This window comes from Gordonia jinhuaensis, from assembly GCF_014639795.1.
Lineage (GTDB): Bacteria > Actinomycetota > Actinomycetes > Mycobacteriales > Mycobacteriaceae > Gordonia_B > Gordonia_B jinhuaensis.
This window is the reverse complement of record NZ_BMGC01000011.1, coordinates 71,002-89,219: the sequence shown is the minus strand read 5'-3', so window position 1 is coordinate 89,219 and position 18,218 is coordinate 71,002. Positions and strand designations below refer to the sequence as shown.

Here is an 18,218-nt window from a genome sequence, read left to right as displayed (position 1 = left end):
CTATGACCACCGACGCCGCCATCGACAGCACCGGAACCGGGCTCGATACCGGGGCTCATCAGCACGGCTACATCAGCGACAAGGACCGCTACCTGGCCCGCATGAAGCGCATCGAGGGCCAGGCCCGCGGCATCGCCAAGATGATCGACGACGAGAAGTACTGCATCGACATCCTTACCCAGGTCTCCGCCCTGACCCGCGCCCTCCAGGGGGTGGCGACCGGGCTGCTCGACGACCACCTCAAGCACTGCGTCCTCGACGCCGCCAAACTCGGCGACGACGCGGCCATCGCCAAGATCCAGGAAGCCACCGATGCCATCAACCGCCTCGTCCGCTCCTGAGCGGCCCCGTCCCTGGCCTCGGACCTGTAAACCCGACAACGGTGTAACTCTGATCGAGGAGGCACGCGATGGGAGCGACCCAGGGGCACCACTTCGCAGCGGGCAGAATGGTGCAATGTGGGAGTGCGACGGGTTTGCTGATCTGTTGCCATCGTCGGTTGAGGTCGTCCAGGTCGATGGAGACTGTGGAGTGCTCCAACCCGCATGGCCCGAGGAAGCCGTATCGGTGGAGAGCGCTGTTCTACGGCGTCAGGTGGAGTTCGTGACCACCCGGGAGTGTGCGCGTCGAGCGCTCCAGCGGCTGGGGTTTTCACCTGGTCCAATCCCAGTAGGAACACATCGAGAGCCTGTCTGGCCGCGCGATGTCGTGGGAAGCCTGACCCATGGCGCGGACCTCCATGCCGCTGCCGTGGCATTGAAGCCGCAGTATCGAGCGGTTGGTATCGACGCCGAGCCCAACACGGGCCTGCCTGAAGGCACATTGGATTTGATCGGGAGCACCGCTGAACGCCTGGCGCTGGTGTCGTTGGAATCATCGTGGCCGGCCGTTGCATGGGACCGTCTGTTGTTCAGTGCCAAGGAGGCCATTTTTAAGGTGTGGTTCCCGCTGACCGGTCACTGGCTGGACTACCGGGAATGTACGCTCAGCATCGACCCCGTTACGGGAACTTTTACTGGCCGGCTGCTTCTGGATGGCGAATCGCGATCACGATTCCGCATTAGCTCGATCGAGGGGCGGTGGGGAATCAGCGGGAACCGCCTCCTGACGGCGGTCGCTCTGCCGGAGCAAGCAACTCAGTATCGGCGTTCACGAGTGGCCCGCGCAGCGAGGGCATCTTCGACGGCATGAATATCGACGGCTTGGCGTGCCGAGACACCTTCGTCGTCCCACCGGTCGAGATCGAGGATCCATAGCTCTCGCGGGCGGAGTTCCAAGAGACGGTGCGGGCCGTCCCCGTCAAGCTGCGTGAGCGGGAGCGCCTGGGCCCGTGCTTCAGTTGGATTGGGGAACATCTGCTGGTAGAACCCCTCCACCGCCGATGCCAGATCCGTTCACGACCACATGCAGTCCTTTGCCGGATCTCGGCGGCCCGACCGACGAGACCACCGACTCCGTCACCACCGACGCCTACGGCGCGCACTCGAACCAGAGGTCGATCAGGCGGATCCCGATCATGCCACCCGCGGTGTTGAGGACCCTCCCGTTCGGCACCGGGGTCGTGATGCTCCGCTCCGCCCGGCCGATCATCGCCACCCTGCGTCCCTGGACCGCCCGCCGCGACGCCGCCCAGCTGCGAGCGGACCGGGCCGAGATCGAGCAGCTCCTCCAGCGCGCGCACTGACGGATCGTCGCCGGGTGGTTGTGGCCCGTACCTGACGTGTGACCCGGCGCAGGGCCGGGCGAGATCTGAGAGGAGACCTCGGTATGCCTATGCCGACCAAGCCCGGCGTGTCCGGGTTCATCGCATCCGACCCGACCCTGACCTTCACCCGGTACGGCGACGCCCGCTTCTACGCCCGCGTCGGCCTCCACCAGGACGCCGAGCGCGACGATCAGGGCAACTTCCACGAGGTCGAGCCGTACTTCACCGACCTGATCATGTTCGGCCCCTCGGCCGAGCGGGCGCACGCGACCTACCAGAAGGGCGACAACTTCATCGCCCAGGGCCAGGAGCGCACGTACACGCAGAACGTCGAGGGCGAGCAGGTGACTCGCGAGCAGTTCCGGGCCAGCACGATCGGCCCGAACGGCAACATCACCACCTTCAGCATCGACCGCACCCCGCAGCACGAGCGGGAGACCCCCGCTGCCGAAGCCACCGCACGGGAGAGCAGCGGCCAGGACGCGCCGGCCGTGGATCCCGAGACCGCCGAGAAGGAGCCCGACCCGGTGGCCGATGTGCTCGCCCGGCGCGCGTCCCAGGTCACCCCGGAACCGGTCTCCAGCCCGGCCGCATCGGCACAGGAACGCGAGCCCGTCGCCCGATGAGCACCCGGCAACGTGCGGGGCGGCCAGTTTCTCCTGGCCGCCCCGCACCGTTCGGTCCGATGCCTCGGTGAGGAGGAACCATCATGAGCACAACCCCACGGGATCCCGATGACCCGACCAGCGGCAGCGAGCCCAGCGGCGGGTCGGCTCCGCCGGATCTGGAGAGCCTGCCGCCCGGAGTGCTGCAGCAGGTCAAGCGGATGGTCCAGGCCGAATACGCCAAGGACCTCCGTACCCAGCTCGGCACCGTGCCGCGCACCATCAACTGGGACGCCCTGACCCCCGAAGACCTCGAGCAGGAACTCCTCGCGCTGAACGAATGGGTCGACTGGCTCCGGCACACCTACGGGCTGCCGCCGCAGATCATCCCGCCCATGTGGCACCGCCACCCGGAGCTGCTCTGGGAGCTGTCCGCGCTGCGGCAGCACTGGCTGATCTGCTACGACCAGCAGGCGAAGGGCAACATGGGCGTCGTCTGGCACAACGACTTCGTCGCCGCCCGGGAGCGCTTGCGCGACTGGGTCTCGATCTCCGGCAGCCGCCTCGACCGCGACCGGCCCACCCGGATCACCGCCTGGCCTGGCGGTGAGGCCGACGGCTGGACGCCGCCGGGCACCGCCGAGCTCCCCGTCACCGAGCGCAGCGCCGACTTCGTCGCCTTCGTCCTCGACGCCGTGCGCACCCGCGGCGAGGAACAGGATGCCGCCATGCGCGAGATCATCGACGACGAATAGGCGAGGAGATGTCGCTGCAAAGGTCGGCCGGGATGGCAATCGTCCCGGCCGACCTCGTGCGTCTGGGTCAGCGATCCGCGCCTCTACGCGGCAAGCGGGCGTCTCCTGGCGGCTCCCGTACCTGATGGGCATGACCCGTCACAGCGATCAGTCCACCGGCCGTCGGCTCTATGCCGACCCGGTCGTGCGGGACGAACCGGACATGGAACGGCTCGTTGACCTCGTCCTGCACCTGGCTGAGTCGCAGCACCGTGCGGCCACGCTCACGCGGCCCGGTGGGCCCGGACGCGAGTGCGGATCGTCAGGCGCAGAATCGCTCGCGAACAAGGGCGAACCCAAGGAACAATGAACCACTCTCGACCCGGTCCGGCACCGACGCGATCGGTTACCGGGGGCGATGGAGGATGTCATGACGACCGCATACACCGCAGGACGGCCACTGGATCTGGAGAACTTCCACCTGACCGCCATCACGTACCAGCGAGTCTCGACCGAGGAGCAGGCTGCCAAGGGCGGCCAGCGCGAGGGCTTCTCGATCCCGGCCCAGCGGCAGGCCAATCAGCGCAAGGCCGACGAACTCGGCGCCGCGGTTGTGGAGGAGTTCGTCGATCCCGGCTACTCCGGCCGCACGCTCAAACGCCCGGATCTGCAGCGGATGTTCAAGTACATCAAGACCCACCAGGTCACGTACTGCATCGTCCACAAGCTCGACCGGCTCGCCCGTGACCGGCTCGTCGACCTCGAGATCCAGCGTGCCCTCATCGAGGCCGGCGTCACCCTCGTCTCGGTGACCGAGAGCATCGACGAGACCCCCTCGGGCACGCTCGTGCACGGCGTCATGTCCGCGATCGCCGAGTTCTACTCCAAGAACCTCGCCGCCGAGGTCACCAAGGGCCTGACCCAGAAGATCGCTACCGGCGGCACTCCCGGGCGGGCACCGCTGGGCTACCTCAACGTCCGCAAGCACAGCGAGGAGGGCCGCGAATACCGCACCGTCGAGGTCGACCCGGAGCGGGCGCCGCTGATCCAGTGGGCCTTCGCCGTCTACGCCGCCGGCGACACCTCGGTCGAGAAGATACTCACCGACCTCACCGCCCGCGGCCTGACGACCGTGGCTACGCCGCAGCGGCCGTCCAAGCCGGTCAGCAAGTCCGGGTTCTTCAAGCTTTTGCGCAACCCCTACTACATCGGGCGGATCCGCTACAACGGAGCCGTCTATGACGGCAATCACCCGCCCATCGTCGACACTGAGGTGTGGGAGCGGGTGCAGCGACTCCTGGACTCCCGCGCGCACGCCGACGTCCGGTTCCGCAAGCACGAGCACCCCCTGAAGGGGATCCTGTACTGCGCGACCTGCAAGTCCCGCCTTCACCTGGACTTCGCCCGGAACAAGCAAGGGATCCGCTACGCCTACTACGTCTGCTCCGGCCGGACCAGCAAGCGCACCACCTGCACCCGCAAGGCCGTTCCCGTCGGGATCGCCGAAGACCTTGTCCAGACCTCCTACCAGCGGATCGGGATTAGCGAGGCCACCTACACGGAACTGGCCAAGCAGGTCGATGCCGCGTTTGACGAGCGGATGGCCACGCGTTCCCAGGAACTCGCCGAGCTCACCGCGAACCGCAAGCGGCTCGAAGCCGAGAGCGAGAAGCTCCTCGCCGCGCACTTCGCCGACGCCATCGACCTCGACACGTTGAAGCGTCATCAGGACCGGATCCGCACTGGGCTCGCCGAGATCGACCGCAAGCTCGAGAACGATCACGAGCAGTACACCGGGCAGCGCAAGTACCTCACCAGCGCCATGAAGCTGCTCACGTACTGCGCCACGATGTACCGGCAGTCGGACGACGAAGCAAAGCGTCTCGCGAACCAGGCATTCTTCGACAAGATCTACATCGGCGAAGACGAGCAGCCCACCGTCGAACTCGCCGAGCCCTTCAACGCACTCTCCCCCGACACGCTTTCGCATGTCGGGGGTTCGAGTACGTCAACTACGGTGGAGCCTAGGAGATTCGAACTCCTGACATCTGCCTTGCAAAGGCAGCGCTCTACCAACTGAGCTAAGGCCCCGTGCCGAACCTCAGTCCGGCATCCTGGTCGGGACGTGCCAGACCTCGATGTTCCGATGGGCCTCGATGGCCAGTCCCGCGCACACCGCCGCGACCAGCGCTGCGAGTACTGCGAGGACCTTCATCGTGGCCTCCCGATCGGTATCGAGTTCGGGTGTCCCAGTGGGCCTAGGAGGACTTGAACCTCCGACCTCTTCCTTATCAGGGAAGCGCTCTAACCGCCTGAGCTATAGGCCCTTGAACCGAGGTGGAAGATTACCCGACAACCCCGCCAACTCACAAAACGCCTGGTAGAGGCGGTGCGAATCGGGACCGTCAGTCGCGATCTGCCAGGGTCACCTCGACACCGCCGACGAGGTCAGCGGTGAGGTTGTAGATGAACGCACCGATGGTCGACAACGCGGTGAACAACACCATGTTCGCGATGCCGATCAAGGCGGCGATGCTGAACACGGTGCCGGCCGAGATCTCATACGACGCGGTGGAGCCGTCACTGTTTGACACGAGCGTGCCGAACGAACTGTTCAGCGAGTCCCACACGCCCATCCCGTCGAGTACCAGGTACAAGATGCCGACGGCGATCATCCAGACGCAGAAACAGGCGACCGACAGCACCGCGGAGATTTTGAACGCCGACCACGGGTCGACGCGACGCAGCTGCACCGCCGCGCGCAACGGCCCCGCATGCGTCGGTGACGAGTAGACCGGCCGTGCGGTGCCCGAGGACCCCGACGACGTGGTCGCCCGCGTGGCAGACCCGCCGACGTCCCCGCCGGCAGCGCCCGCCGACCCACCGCCTGCTGTCCCGGCCGCCGCACCCACGGCCGCGCCGGCGGGAGCCGGAGCGGGGCGGGTGTGATGGATCGCGTCGAGGTCGGGCAGGTTGTCGGGAGCCTTGGAGCGCTCGATGTTGTGGGTCGGGCTGTCGATCACCCGGCCGGTGAGCGTGGCACGACCGTGCTCGCTCTCCCGACCGTTCGCCCCGCTGGACGTCGCATGCTCACCGTTGCGCGGATGCAGGGCCCCGGTCGCGTCCACCCGGTTGATCGGCGCCGGACCAGCCGATCCGCCCGAGGAGGCCGAGCCGCCGCTGAGGATCCGCGCGGCGGCGGTGCCGGTGACCAGAGGTCTGGTCGCCGAGGCGGGAGATGCGTCTGAACCGTTGCTCGAGCTGCCGGGACCCACATTCCCACGTTCCCACGGCGGCGGTGAACCGGGTCGAGCCCCGTTGCCGCTGCTCGTGCGAGTTCCGTTTGCGGTATTCGACGTTCCTGCAGCGTTCGAGGTACCGGCCGCATCCGGCCCGCCGGACCCGGACGGTGACTGACTCCCACCGTTCGTCGCTCCGGTGTCACCGGTGGCAGCCGGTGCGCCGGAAGACGCCGGTCCGCGCGATGACTGCGGCGTCTGCGCCGAACGGTCATCGGGCTCGTTGGGTGTCGTCACCTGTCCGTATCCTTCGCTCGATCCCCCGACGGATCACACCGTCGGTGCTCCCTTGCAGACTAGTGCTCGCCTGCAGGGTAATGCGTGGAAGCGCTACTCCCCGGCCTGTTCGGGTTCGTCGGCGTTGCGGGCAATGGCCAAGAGGATAGTCCCCTCATCCAGGTTCATCAGGCGAACGCCCTTGGTCTGGCGTCCGGCCTTGCGCACCTGCTTGGCCATGGTGCGGATGACGCCGCCGTTCGACGTGATCGCATACACCTCCGAATCGTCGTCGACGATGATCGCACCGACGAGCGTTCCGCGCTTGGGGTCGTACTGGATGGTGAGAACACCCTTACCACCGCGGCCCTGCGACGCGTAGTCCTCGATCGGAGTGCGCTTGGCGTACCCGCCGGAGGTGGCCACCAACAGGTAGGTGCCCTCGGCAACCACGTTGAGCGACAACAACTCGTCGTCTCCGTTGAAGCGCATCCCCTGCACACCCGAGGTCTGCCGACCCATCGGCCGCAGCGTCTCGTCGTTGGCCGAGAAGCGAATCGACTGACCCAGCTTGCTCACCAGCAGCAGATCGTCATCGGCACTGCACAATTGGGCACCGACGAGCTCATCTTCGCCACGCAGGTTGATCGCGGCGATACCACCGGAGCGGTTGGAGTCGAAGTCCTCCAGCTTGGACTTCTTCACCAGGCCGTTGCGCGTGGCCAGCACCAGATACGGCGCCTCGTGGTAGTCCTTGATCTGGATCACCTGGGCGATGCGCTCCTCGGGCTGGAATGCCAGCAGGTTCGCCACATGCTGACCGCGTGCGGTGCGGTTGGCCTCGGGCAGCTCATAGGCCTTCGCCCGGTACACCCGGCCCTTCGTGGTGAAGAACAGCAGCCAGTCGTGTGTGCTGGTCACGAAGAAGTGCCGCACGATGTCGTCCTGCTTGAGGCCGGCACCCTGTACGCCCTTGCCGCCGCGCTTCTGGCTGCGGTACAGATCGGTCTTGGTGCGCTTGGCGTATCCGGTCTCGGTGATCGTGACGACCACGTCTTCGCGGGCGATCAGATCCTCGTCGGTCACGTCGCCGTCGGCGGCCACGATCTGCGTACGCCGGTCGTCGCCGTACTTGCTCACCACCTCGGTGAGTTCGTCGTGGACGATGGCGCGCTGACGTTCGGGACGCTCGAGAATGTCCTTCAGATCGGCGATCTCGCGCTCGATCTCGTCCAACTCGTCGATGATCTTCTGGCGTTCCAGCGCCGACAGGCGACGCAGCTGCATGGCCAAGATCGCATCGGCCTGCACCTCGTCGATGTCGAGCAGACCCATCAACCCGGTGCGTGCGGTCTCGGTGTCGGCCGAGGCACGGATCAACGCGATGACCTCGTCGAGGGCGTCGAGAGCCTTGACCAGCCCGCGCAGGATGTGGGCGCGCTCCTCGGCCTTGCGCAGCCGGTAGCGGGTACGACGCACGATCACGTCGATCTGGTGGGCGACGTAGAGCCGGATCATCTGGTCGAGCCGCAGGGTGCGCGGCACGCCGTCGACGATCGAGAGCATGTTGGCACCGAAGCTGGTCTGCAGCTGCGAATGCTTGTAGAGGTTGTTGAGCACCACCTTGGCCACCGCGTCGCGACGCAGCGTGACCACGATGCGCATACCCACACGATCGGAGGAATGATCCTCGATCTTGCTGATGCCCTTGAGTTTTCCTTCGTTCACCTGTTCGGCGATCGACTGGATCATGTTCTCGTGGTTCACCTGATAGGGCAGTTCGGTGATGACGATCTGAGTCGCACCGCCCTTGGCCTCCTCGATGGAGACCACGCCGCGCATACGGATCGAACCGCGACCGGTGGTGTAGGCGTCACGGATCCCCTGGCTACCCACGATGAGTCCGGCCGTGGGGAAGTCGGGTCCCTTCACCCGTTCCATACAGGCGGCGAGAGTCGTTTCCTCGTCGGCCTCGTGGTTGTCGAGTGCCCAGAAGATCGCATCGGCCACCTCACGCAGGTTGTGCGGCGGGATGTTGGTGGCCATACCCACCGCGATGCCGCCCGACCCGTTGATCAACAGGTTGGGGATGCGGCTGGGGAGAACTGTCGGCTCGAGTGTCTTGCCGTCGTAGTTGGGGGTGAAATCGACTGTGTCCTCGCCGATGTCGCGCAGCATCTCCATCGCCAGCGGCGTCAGGCGAGCCTCGGTGTAACGCATCGCGGCCGGGCCGTCGTTACCGCGCGAGCCGAAGTTGCCCTGTCCGTCGACCAGTGGGTAGCGCATCGCCCACGGCTGTGCCAGACGCACCAGGGCGTCGTAGATCGCCGAGTCGCCATGCGGGTGGTAGTTGCCCATCGTCTCGGCAACAGGCTTGGCGGACTTGACATACGAGCGATCTGGCCGGAAGCCGGCGTCGTACATCGCATACAGCAGGCGCCGGTGTACGGGTTTAAGGCCGTCACGCACCTCGGGCAGCGCACGGCCCACGATCACGCTCATCGCGTAATCGATGTAGGAGCGCTGCATCTCCTGCTGAAGGTCTACGGGTTCGACGCGGTCGCCGCCGTCACCGGTGTCGGGCGGCAGAGTGGTGTCGGTCATGAAAACTCTTTCTTGTCAGCGAGATTCGACATCGGCGTGCAGACCTGCGACCCCAGGGGCCGCCGGGCGCACCGCTACACGTCGAGGAATCGGACGTCCTTGGCATTACGTGCGATGAACGAGCGGCGAGCCACCACGTCCTCACCCATGAGGACGCTGAACAGCTCGTCGGCCGCGGCGGCGTCATCGAGGGTCACCTGGCGCAGCACACGCACCGCCGGATCCATCGTGGTCTCCCACAGTTCCTTCGGGTTCATCTCGCCCAGACCCTTGTACCGCTGGATGCCGTCGTCGACGTTGATCTTCTTGCCCGCGGCCTTACCCATCTCCAGCAGCGCATCACGCTCACGATCGGAATAGGCGAATTCCGGCTCGGCATTCTTGCCCTGCCACTTGAGCTTGTACAGCGGCGGCTGGGCCAGGTACACGTGGCCGTGCTCCACCAGCGGGCGCATGAACCGGAACAGCAGCGTCAGCAGCAGCGTGNCTGGACCTCAGCATTCTTGAGCACCCGGTCGATCCGCGCCTTCTCGACGTTGATGATCTTGCCGCGCAACGGCAGGATCGCCTGATACATCGAATCGCGACCCGTCTTGGCCGAACCACCCGCGGAGTCACCCTCCACCAGATAGATCTCGCATGTGGACGGATTATTGCTGCGGCAGTCGGCCAGCTTGCCCGGCAGACCACCGATATCGGTTGCGCTCTTGCGCCGCACCAACTCTCGCGCCTTACGCGCGGCCAGGCGAGCATGCGCGGACTCCACGGCCTTGTTGACGATCACCTTGGCGTCGGCCGGATTCGACTCGAACCAGTGCTCGAGATGTTCACCAGAGGCCTTCTGCACGAAGCTCTTCACCTCGGTGTTCCCGAGTTTGGTCTTCGTCTGACCCTCGAACTGCGGATCGGCCACCTTCACCGAGATCACCGCGGCCAGACCCTCGCGGATGTCATCGCCGGTGAGGTTGCCGTCCTTCTCCTTGAGCAGCTTCTTGTCGCGCGCATAGGAGTTGACCACGCGGGTCAGCGCCGCGCGGAAACCCTCCTCATGCGTGCCGCCCTCGTGGGTGTTGATGGTGTTGGCGAAGGTGTGCACCGACTCGGAGTAGCCGGAGTTCCACTGCATCGCGACCTCGAGCTCATGGCCGGTGCCACGGGCGGTGAAGTCGACCACCGACTTGTGGATCGGGGTCTTGGTGCGGTTGAGCCACTCGACGTAGTCGCGCAGGCCGCCCGGGTAGTGGTAGGTGCGGGTCTTGGTCTTCGGCTTGGACGCGGCCGGTGTCGCGGCCTGGTCGGCCGGGGGTGCGGCCTCGCCTGCGTCGGCGAGCTCGGACTCACCGTCGAGCGGGATGCCCGCGGCCTCGAGTGCCTCGTCCGAGCTGCGGATCGCGGCGGCTTCCTCGACATCCTCGGCGTCGCCGACCTCGACCTTGGCCGGACGTTTGTCGGTGAGGGTGATGGTCAGGCCCTTGTTGAGGAAGGCCATCTCCTGCAGTCGGCGCGCGATGGTGTCGAAGTCGTAGTCGGTGGTCTCGAAGATCTCGGGGTCGGCCCAGAACCGCACCGTGGTGCCGGTCTTCTTCGAGGGTGAGCCCTTGACGAGTTCACCGGGTTCGGCGTGGTCGTAGGTCTGCGACCAGTTGTAACCGTCACGGGCGATCTCGAGTTCGACCTTGGTCGACAGCGCGTTGACCACCGAGATGCCCACGCCGTGCAAGCCGCCGGACACCGCATAGGAGTCCGAATCGAATTTGCCGCCGGCGTGCAGCTGGGTGAGCACCACCTGGACCGTGGGGACACCGGTGGCGTGCATCCCCACCGGGATGCCACGACCGTCGTCGACCACCTCGACGCCACCGTCCTCGAGGATCGTCACGTCGACTCGGCTGGCGTAGCCGGCCATCGCCTCGTCGACTGAGTTGTCGACGACCTCCCAGATCAGGTGATGAAGACCACGCGCTCCGGTGGAGCCGATGTACATGCCGGGGCGTTTACGCACCGCCTCGAGTCCTTCGAGGATGCTGATCGAATCGGCGTCATATCCCTTGGCGGCGGACTTGCCACCGGACTTCTTCGATCGGTTGCTATCGCTGGTGTCGGCCACGACTTGCGTCCGCTCCTCACTGGTGTTCGCACCGGGGTACCCGTGATGGAACGCGAGCGGCACGACGAGAGCAGGCACGATGGAACCGACACGCACGCCGATCAGCACGGGTTCGAGGATCCAATGCCCTCATGAGACCCTGTCTGATGCGGTGCTCGTGACCTGTTCTCCACGTGCCGGCGAGGTGTCGCCGTCCGTGTCCGGGTACTGCGGTATGCCCCCCTTCGGGGCAACTCCTCCTAGTGTACTGCCTTCCCCGTCCAGAACATGACAAGGAATAGGCATCCGTGGCCGCTGATTGCTCTCCTGGCCGATTTTTTTCGATTCAGCCGCGCGCGCTTGACCACCACGTCACGAAAACGGGTTCTCGGGCCATTGACGCCCCGTTGCCGTACACCGGGAAAGTCCTCAGCCGTAGGTGTCGCGAGGACCTCGGCCGGCGATGTGGCGGGGCCCCTTGCGCCACGAGGGCGCCTGCGGTCCGGTCACCCGCACACTGGTCACCACATCGTCGCCGACCGACGCGGCGATCTTGGCGATGATCTGCGACTGGATCAGCCGCAGCTGGGTGGCCCAGGCGGTCGATTCCGCACGGACGTGTAATACCTTGTCCTGCAACGACGTCGGCTCGGCGTGCGCGGCGATGTCGGGTCCGACGATCCAGCTCCACGCACCGAAGACCGCACCCTGGGCTATCTGGGACTGCCAGCCGCGCGAGCGTGCGATCGATGCCGCCAGCGTGCCCAGCGACTGCGGATCACGGCCGTCGGGGCCCGCTCCCGACCAGCGCCGACGAGTGGTCGAGCGCCGACGCGGCGGTGAGGCGCGGCCCTGGCCGACCGACTTGCCCGCGGCACGCGCCTGAGCACGCGCATCCTCGAGCACCTTGCGCGCCAGATCGTATCCGCGCAGTTCACCGGCCTCGGCACCGACTGTGGAGTCGGGTGAGGAGGCAGCATCACGCGCACCCGATGCCGGATCGTGGTGTTCGCCGCTCATACGATCTGTCCCCCGCTCATGCGACCTGCGTACCGATGTCGGTGAGCACCGAATGTCGGGAACCGCCGGATTCGTCGACGTCCACTGCCAGCCGGCGGCCGCGCAGACCCGCCGGGATGTCCTCGCCCACGGCGGCGGTGATGAGCACCTGCTCCACGTCGTCGGTGAACTCCACGAGCTTCGCCCGGCGCGCGGCGTCGAGTTCGGCGAACACGTCATCGAGCAGTACCACCGGCTCGGTACCCTCGGCGCGCAACAGTTCCACCGATCCCAGACGCAGCGACAACGCCAGTGACCACGACTCGCCATGGCTGGCGAAACCTTTGGCCGGCTGGTCGCCGAGGATGAGTTCGAGATCGTCGCGATGCGGGCCGACCAGCGACATGCCGCGTTCGATCTCCTTGTCGCGCACCGCTTTCAGACGCTCCAGCATCATCGCGGCGATGTCGTCGACACTCGCCGCCACAGAATCCACCGCCACAGAATCCACCGGCGCCGAATCGACCGCCGTCATCGGGGTGCCCAATGAGTCATCGATAGAGGAGTGATAGCGCAGGTCCGCCGGACGCGACGCCGGTGCGATGGCGGCGTAGGCGCCGATCACATGCGGAGCCAGCTGTGCGACCAGCTCGATACGCGCAGCGGTCACCATCGCCCCGTGTTCGGCGAGCTGGGCATCCCACACATCGAGGGTGCTCAGGACGGATGCGGCGTCGGATCCACCACGGCGCAGGGAGGCCGACGCGGTCTTCAACAGCGCCGACCGCTGGCGAAGGACCTTGTCGTAATCGGCGCGCGCCGCGGCCCATCGGGGCCCGCGGGTGGCCACAAGCTCGTCGAGAAACCGGCGCCGCTCCCCCGGCTCGCCACGCACCAACGCCAGATCCTCGGGCGCGAACAACACGCTGCGCAGCACGCCGAGGATGTCACGGGTACGTCGCTGCGGCGACCCGTTGATCGTGGCCCGGTTGGCCCGATCGGCCGACAAGGTGACCTCGACCGTCAGTTCGCGACCCGAATTCTCCACGGTCGCAGCGATTTTCGCCGAGTCCGTGCCCGCCCTCAGCAGGGGCGCGTCGGTGCTGACCCGGTGTGAGCGCAACGTGGTCAGATAACCGATCGCTTCGAGGAGGTTGGTTTTGCCGAATCCGTTACGTCCGACGAAGATGGTCGGCTCCGGTCGCAGATCGACGGTCACGTCGGTCCACGACCGGAAGTCGTGCAGCGTCAGCGAACGGATGAACACGTCAGTGCTCGGCGGCCTTCATCGCATGTCCGCCGAACTGGTTGCGCAGCGCAGACACCGCCTTGAGGGTCGGCGAACCGTCTTCCTGACGTGAGGCGAACCGGGCGAACAGCGCTGCGGAGATGACATTGAGGGGGACGGCGTGGTTGATCGCTTCCTCCACGGTCCACCGCCCCTCACCGGAATCCGGTGTGTAATCGGAGATTTCGGTGAGTCCGGGATCCTCTTCGAGGGCGCGGACCAGCAGATCCAACAGCCACGAACGCACCACCGTTCCGCGTGTCCAGGCCTTGATCGTGCCGGTCACGTCCTCGATGAGCGGCTCGGCGGTGAGCATTTCGTAGCCCTCGCCGTAGGACTGCATCAGCCCGTATTCGATACCGTTGTGCACCATCTTGGCGTAGTGCCCCGCACCGACCGGGCCGGCGTGGACGAAGCCTTCTTCTCGCGGACCCTCCGGCCGCAGCGCGTCGAAGATCGGCATCGCGGTTGCGACATGCTCCTTGTCGCCGCCGACCATCAGGCCGTAGCCGTTCTGCAGACCCCACACGCCACCGGAGACACCACAGTCGAGGTAGTGGATTCCCTTGGCGTCCAACAACGTAGCGTTCGGTTCGTCATCAGTGAACCGCGAATTACCGCCGTCGATCACGATATCGCCGGGCTCGAGGATGTCGGCGAGCTGCTTCACGTTCTCCCTGGTGGGATCACCCGAGGGCACCATCAGCCAGACGATGCGCGGCGCGGAGAGCTTGTCTTTGAGTTCGGACAACGATGCGACGTCGGTGACCTCGGGGCGCGGGTCGTAGCCGACCACATCGATCCCCGCCGCCTGCACGCGCGTACGCATGTTGGCGCCCATCTTTCCCAAACCGACCAGACCGAGCTGCATGAGGCGAGACCTTTCGTCGTGGTGCGGGCGGCCCGATCCCGCCGGGATCGACCGTGTCGCGAGGAGTCGCGGCGGTATAGCCGCTACCTACTCAATCCTCCACGATCAGCCGGGCAGACGCACTGGCATGAGGAGGTAGGTATAGGGCGTGTTCGGCGCCGGGAACGCACCGGATTCGTCGGCGACCGGCTCTTCCTCGGTGGCCGGACGCAAAACCGCCGGACGGCTGGGCGTGGTGAATCCGAACTCCACCACCGATGATGTCATCGCCGACAGACCGTCGAGGAGATATCCGGGGTTGAAGGCGATCGTGAGCGGCTCACCGTAAAAGGAGACCGGCAGCTCTTCCTCGGCGCGGCCGGCGTCGTCACCGCCCGCGGACAGCGTGACCGATCCCTCGGAGAACTCCATGCGCACCTGGGCACCACGCTCGGCGACCAGCGACACGCGCTTGATGGCCTCGGTCAGCGCGGCGATCTCCATCGTGGCCATCGAGGTGTGGCTGGGCGGGAGCAGCTGACGGAACTTGGGGAATTCCGCGTCGAGGAGTCGGCTGGTGGTCTGACGCCCGGCGCCCACCACGCCGAACAGACCGTCGCTACCGACACTGCCAGCAGCACCGATGGCCAATGAGACCTCCGAACCACTCTCGGCGGCAACGGATTTGGCGACATCTGCCAAGGTCTTCGCCGGAACCAGCACTGCGGCGGTGACCTCGGAGGACACCGGCTCCCACTCGAATTCGCGTACGGCGAGACGGAAACGGTCGGTGGCGGCGAGCACGATCGTGTTGGACTCGATCTCCATCCGGATGCCGGTGAGCATCGGCAGGGTGTCATCGCGACCGGCGGCCACGGCCACCTGGGACACGGCCTGGGAGAACACCTCCGCAGTGACCGAACCGGTGACCGAGGGCAGTTCGGGCAGCTGCGGGTAGTCCTCGACCGGCATGGTCGGCAGGGAGAAGCGCGCACTGCCACACGAGATGGCAACCCGCGCGCCGTCGAGTGACACGTCGACGGGCTTGTTGGGCAGAGATTTGGTGATATCGGCCAGCAGCTTGCCCGAGACGAGCACCTCGCCCTCGTCGGCGACCTCGGCGGCGACCTGGACCTGGGTGGAGACCTCGTAGTCGAAGCCCGCGATGGTCAGCCCCGCGTCGGCGGCGGTGAGGACGACACATCCCAGGACCGGGACGGGCGGGCGGCTGGGCAGGCTACGGGCCACCCATGCGACGGAATCAGCGAACTCATCCCGAGTCACACGAAACTTCACGTCTCTCCAACTCCATTCGGTTTCACCAGGTCAGCGCGTGTGGACCAGCTCGTAGGGCATGCGTCGACCGCAGTGGCGGCGCCAGGACACGAACTCGCCTGTGCCGTCGGTGGGGTTCCACTCTAAAACGACGAACTCACACTCCGGGTGTGGGGGCGTGATCTGGTCGTGGCTCGGTGATCCGGGCCGGGCCGCGCGCTGGATCGGTTCTGCACAGCCGCTTCTTTTGAAAGATATTCCCAGAAGAGATTCTCAGTAGTTGTAGTAGCGGGTGTGAAATCTGTGGACTACCGGTGCTCAATGCAGGTCACCGGGATGACACCGATGTGGACGCGGCGTGGACAGTACGTGCATCGAATGCGGACAGTTCTCGCATCGCCGAGCTTGTGTTGCGGAACTGCACGGGGGATTCACAGGTTGTCCACCTTATCCACCGAGTTATCCACAGCTCTGGACAACTCCCTGAAGTGAACAATTTTCTCCTTTGTCACAGATCGGCGGTGGGTTCGCCTCGAGGAAAACTCTCGCCTGGTGCTTGAGGGTTGACCGGTGTCCGGAGAGTTCGGCCGTCGGCCGTCGGCCCGACGGGCGGGCGTGCGTCATCGGGATCGGCGTGCGTCTGATGTGCCGACGGCCGTCGATGGACGGATTTTCACCGGGGTGAGGAGGCCGGGAGTGGCAAACAGGCCCTCAGCGGGGCGCTGAGGGCCTCTAGGGGTCTGTGAAGGTGAGGGGGCGGGCTGAATCAGTGCGGTGCGGCCCGTATGAGCGTGTGCGCCAGGACCGACGGTTGTGGTGATGCCCGTGTGTGGGCGATGGGCGTCGCGTCAGCGCTGGGAGCGCTGCTTGATACGCGCGGTCAGCTCCTGGACATGGTCGTACACGCGGCGGCGTTCGGCCATCTCCTTGCGGATCTTGCGATCGGCATACATGACCGTCGTGTGGTCGCGGTCGAAGGTCTCACCGATCTTCGGCAACGAGAGATCGGTGAGTTCACGGCACAGGTACATCGAGATCTGACGCGCTTGAGCGATCGACCGGGTCTTACCGGGCCCGCGAAGTTCGTCGACCGTGATGCCGAAGTACTCGGCGGTGATCGCCAGGATCGCCGGTGCCGAGATCTCGAGTCCGGAACTGTCGGGCAGCAGTGCCTTGAGCACGATCTCTGCCAAACCCTCGTTGAGTTCGGCGTTGTTGAGCGATGCGAACGCTGTGACGCGGATCAGCGCACCCTCGAGTTCGCGGATGTTGCGTTCGATCTTCGAGGCGATCAATTCGAGCACGTCGTCGGGGACCTTGAGGTGGTCCATCTGCGCCTTCTTGCGCAAGATCGCGATCCGGGTCTCCAGCTCCGGCGGCTGGACGTCCGTGATCAACCCCCACTCGAAGCGGGTGCGCAGCCGATCTTCCAGTGTCGCAAGCTGTTTCGGCGGTCGATCGGAGGACACCACGATCTGCTTGTTCGCATTGTGCAGGGTGTTGAAGGTGTGGAAGAACTCCTCCTGGATACCTTCTTTGCCCACCAGGAACTGGATGTCGTCGACCAGCAGTACGTCGACGTCGCGGTAGCGCTGTTTGAACGCCACCCGGCGGTCGTCGCGCAGCGAGTTGATGAAGTCGTTCGTGAATTCCTCGGTGGAGACGTATTTGACGCGCATCCCGGGGAACAGTCGTTGTGCATAGTGGCCGGCCGCGTGCAGCAGATGTGTCTTGCCCAGACCCGACTCACCCCAGATGAACAGCGGATTGTAGGCGCGCGCCGGTGCCTCGGAGACCGCGACCGCGGCCGCATGGGCGAAGCGGTTGGAGGCGCCGATGACGAAGGTGTCGAAGGTGTACCGCGGGCTCAGACTGCTCGTCTCCGCGGTGCCGCGCGCCGACGCCGATGTCGTCGGTTGGGGCGAGGCTGGGTCGAAGTAGCTGGTCCAGTCGCCCGTACGAGCCGGATCGGGTCGCGAGGCGAAGGTCTCGGCGGTCGAGGAATAGGTTGGATCACCCGGCGTCGGTGCCGGACGGGCCGGCTGATGGGTGAAGGCGAAGTCGGAGTCGTAGGCCGCGCCCGATCCCGGCGATCCGGTTGGTGCCGATCCGTCCGGTGTGGCGACCGAGGTATCCGGCGAACCGTGGTCGCCGGTTGCGAGGTCGGCCTGCGAAGAGTTGTCCACAGGTGGTGTGGGGGCCGGGGCTGCCGACGGCGACACGCGCACACCGAGGTCCACCGATTCGCAGATGATCCGCGACAGACTTGCGCGAATCGGTTCACGGAGTCCGCGTTCGATTTGCTCCTGCACGAGTGGTGTCGGCACCGCGAGCAGTGCGAATCCCTCGGTCAGTGTCAGCGGCTGAACCAGCGACAACCAGGCCTTTTGTTGGCGAGACAGCGGAGGATGGTCGGTGAGGGAGTCATTGTTGAGTTCGGCGACCACCCGCTGCCACACACCGGCGAATGCGTCTTGCCCGTCGAACCCTCGCTCCGAACCCATGGATGTAGATACTCGTGCCTGAGGGTGGGACTCGGCAACCGTGGGGTCATCCA

12 protein-coding genes, 2 tRNA genes and 2 pseudogenes are annotated in these 18,218 nt (G+C 65.8%); 6 read left to right on the top strand and 10 right to left on the bottom strand.

Translation table 11 applies throughout. The features are described from left to right. The first annotated feature begins 2 nt into the window (after window positions 1–2). The 6 genes and pseudogenes from IEW22_RS09890 to IEW22_RS20550 form a co-directional block, all read left to right on the top strand. A complete protein-coding gene (locus tag IEW22_RS09890; RefSeq protein ID WP_188586440.1) occupies window positions 3–341 on the top strand; it encodes a metal-sensitive transcriptional regulator in 339 nt (112 codons plus the stop codon). Continuing rightward, a complete protein-coding gene (locus IEW22_RS09885; RefSeq protein ID WP_308421381.1) occupies window positions 313–1,191 on the top strand; it encodes a 4'-phosphopantetheinyl transferase family protein in 879 nt (292 codons plus the stop codon). Before IEW22_RS09890 ends, IEW22_RS09885 begins: the two co-directional genes overlap by 29 nt. Window positions 1,192–1,381: 190 nt before the next feature. After that, window positions 1,382–1,684, top strand: coding sequence for a hypothetical protein (locus IEW22_RS09880; protein ID WP_188586438.1), 303 nt, complete (start codon window positions 1,382–1,384; stop codon window positions 1,682–1,684). 89 nt (window positions 1,685–1,773) lie between these two features. Then, window positions 1,774–2,331, top strand: a complete 558-nt coding sequence (locus tag IEW22_RS09875) for a single-stranded DNA-binding protein (protein ID WP_188586437.1) — start codon at window positions 1,774–1,776, stop codon at window positions 2,329–2,331. Between the two features lie 83 nt (window positions 2,332–2,414). Next, a complete protein-coding gene (locus tag IEW22_RS09870) occupies window positions 2,415–3,065 on the top strand; it encodes a hypothetical protein (protein ID WP_188586436.1) in 651 nt (216 codons plus the stop codon). A 397-nt stretch (window positions 3,066–3,462) separates the two neighbouring features. Then, a pseudogene (locus IEW22_RS20550) lies at window positions 3,463–4,503 on the top strand (recombinase family protein); the annotation flags it as partial. 559 nt (window positions 4,504–5,062) lie between these two features. Here the strand turns inward: IEW22_RS20550 and IEW22_RS09860 are convergent. The 10 genes and pseudogenes from IEW22_RS09860 to dnaA form a co-directional block, all read right to left on the bottom strand. After that, window positions 5,063–5,135, bottom strand: a tRNA-Ala gene (locus IEW22_RS09860). A gap of 162 nt (window positions 5,136–5,297) precedes the next feature. Then, window positions 5,298–5,371, bottom strand: a tRNA-Ile gene (locus tag IEW22_RS09855). A gap of 78 nt (window positions 5,372–5,449) precedes the next feature. Continuing rightward, window positions 5,450–6,319, bottom strand: coding sequence for a DUF3566 domain-containing protein (locus tag IEW22_RS09850; protein ID WP_229742383.1), 870 nt, complete (start codon window positions 6,317–6,319; stop codon window positions 5,450–5,452). A gap of 354 nt (window positions 6,320–6,673) precedes the next feature. Then, the gene (gyrA, locus tag IEW22_RS09845) at window positions 6,674–9,163 is read right to left on the bottom strand and encodes a DNA gyrase subunit A (protein WP_188586434.1); all 2,490 of its coding nucleotides are present in this window, start codon (window positions 9,161–9,163) and stop codon (window positions 6,674–6,676) included. Window positions 9,164–9,237: 74 nt separating this feature from the next. Then, window positions 9,238–11,270 (bottom strand): annotated as a pseudogene (locus IEW22_RS09840) (DNA topoisomerase subunit B). Window positions 11,271–11,678: 408 nt separating this feature from the next. Beyond that, complete coding sequence (locus IEW22_RS09835) at window positions 11,679–12,269, bottom strand: DUF721 family protein (protein WP_188586433.1); 591 nt, start codon at window positions 12,267–12,269, stop codon at window positions 11,679–11,681. Between the two features lie 16 nt (window positions 12,270–12,285). Beyond that, window positions 12,286–13,515 carry a DNA replication/repair protein RecF gene (gene recF / locus IEW22_RS09830; RefSeq protein ID WP_188586432.1) on the bottom strand — a complete coding sequence of 410 codons (1,230 nt, stop codon included), beginning with the start codon at window positions 13,513–13,515 and terminating at the stop codon, window positions 12,286–12,288. A gap of 1 nt (window position 13,516) precedes the next feature. Next, complete coding sequence (gene gnd / locus IEW22_RS09825; RefSeq protein WP_188586431.1) at window positions 13,517–14,407, bottom strand: phosphogluconate dehydrogenase (NAD(+)-dependent, decarboxylating); 891 nt, start codon at window positions 14,405–14,407, stop codon at window positions 13,517–13,519. A 105-nt stretch (window positions 14,408–14,512) separates the two neighbouring features. Beyond that, the gene (gene dnaN / locus IEW22_RS09820) at window positions 14,513–15,682 is read right to left on the bottom strand and encodes a DNA polymerase III subunit beta (RefSeq protein WP_188586430.1); all 1,170 of its coding nucleotides are present in this window, start codon (window positions 15,680–15,682) and stop codon (window positions 14,513–14,515) included. 827 nt (window positions 15,683–16,509) lie between these two features. After that, complete coding sequence (gene dnaA, locus IEW22_RS09815) at window positions 16,510–18,165, bottom strand: chromosomal replication initiator protein DnaA (protein ID WP_188586429.1); 1,656 nt, start codon at window positions 18,163–18,165, stop codon at window positions 16,510–16,512. Window positions 18,166–18,218: the final 53 nt, after the last annotated feature.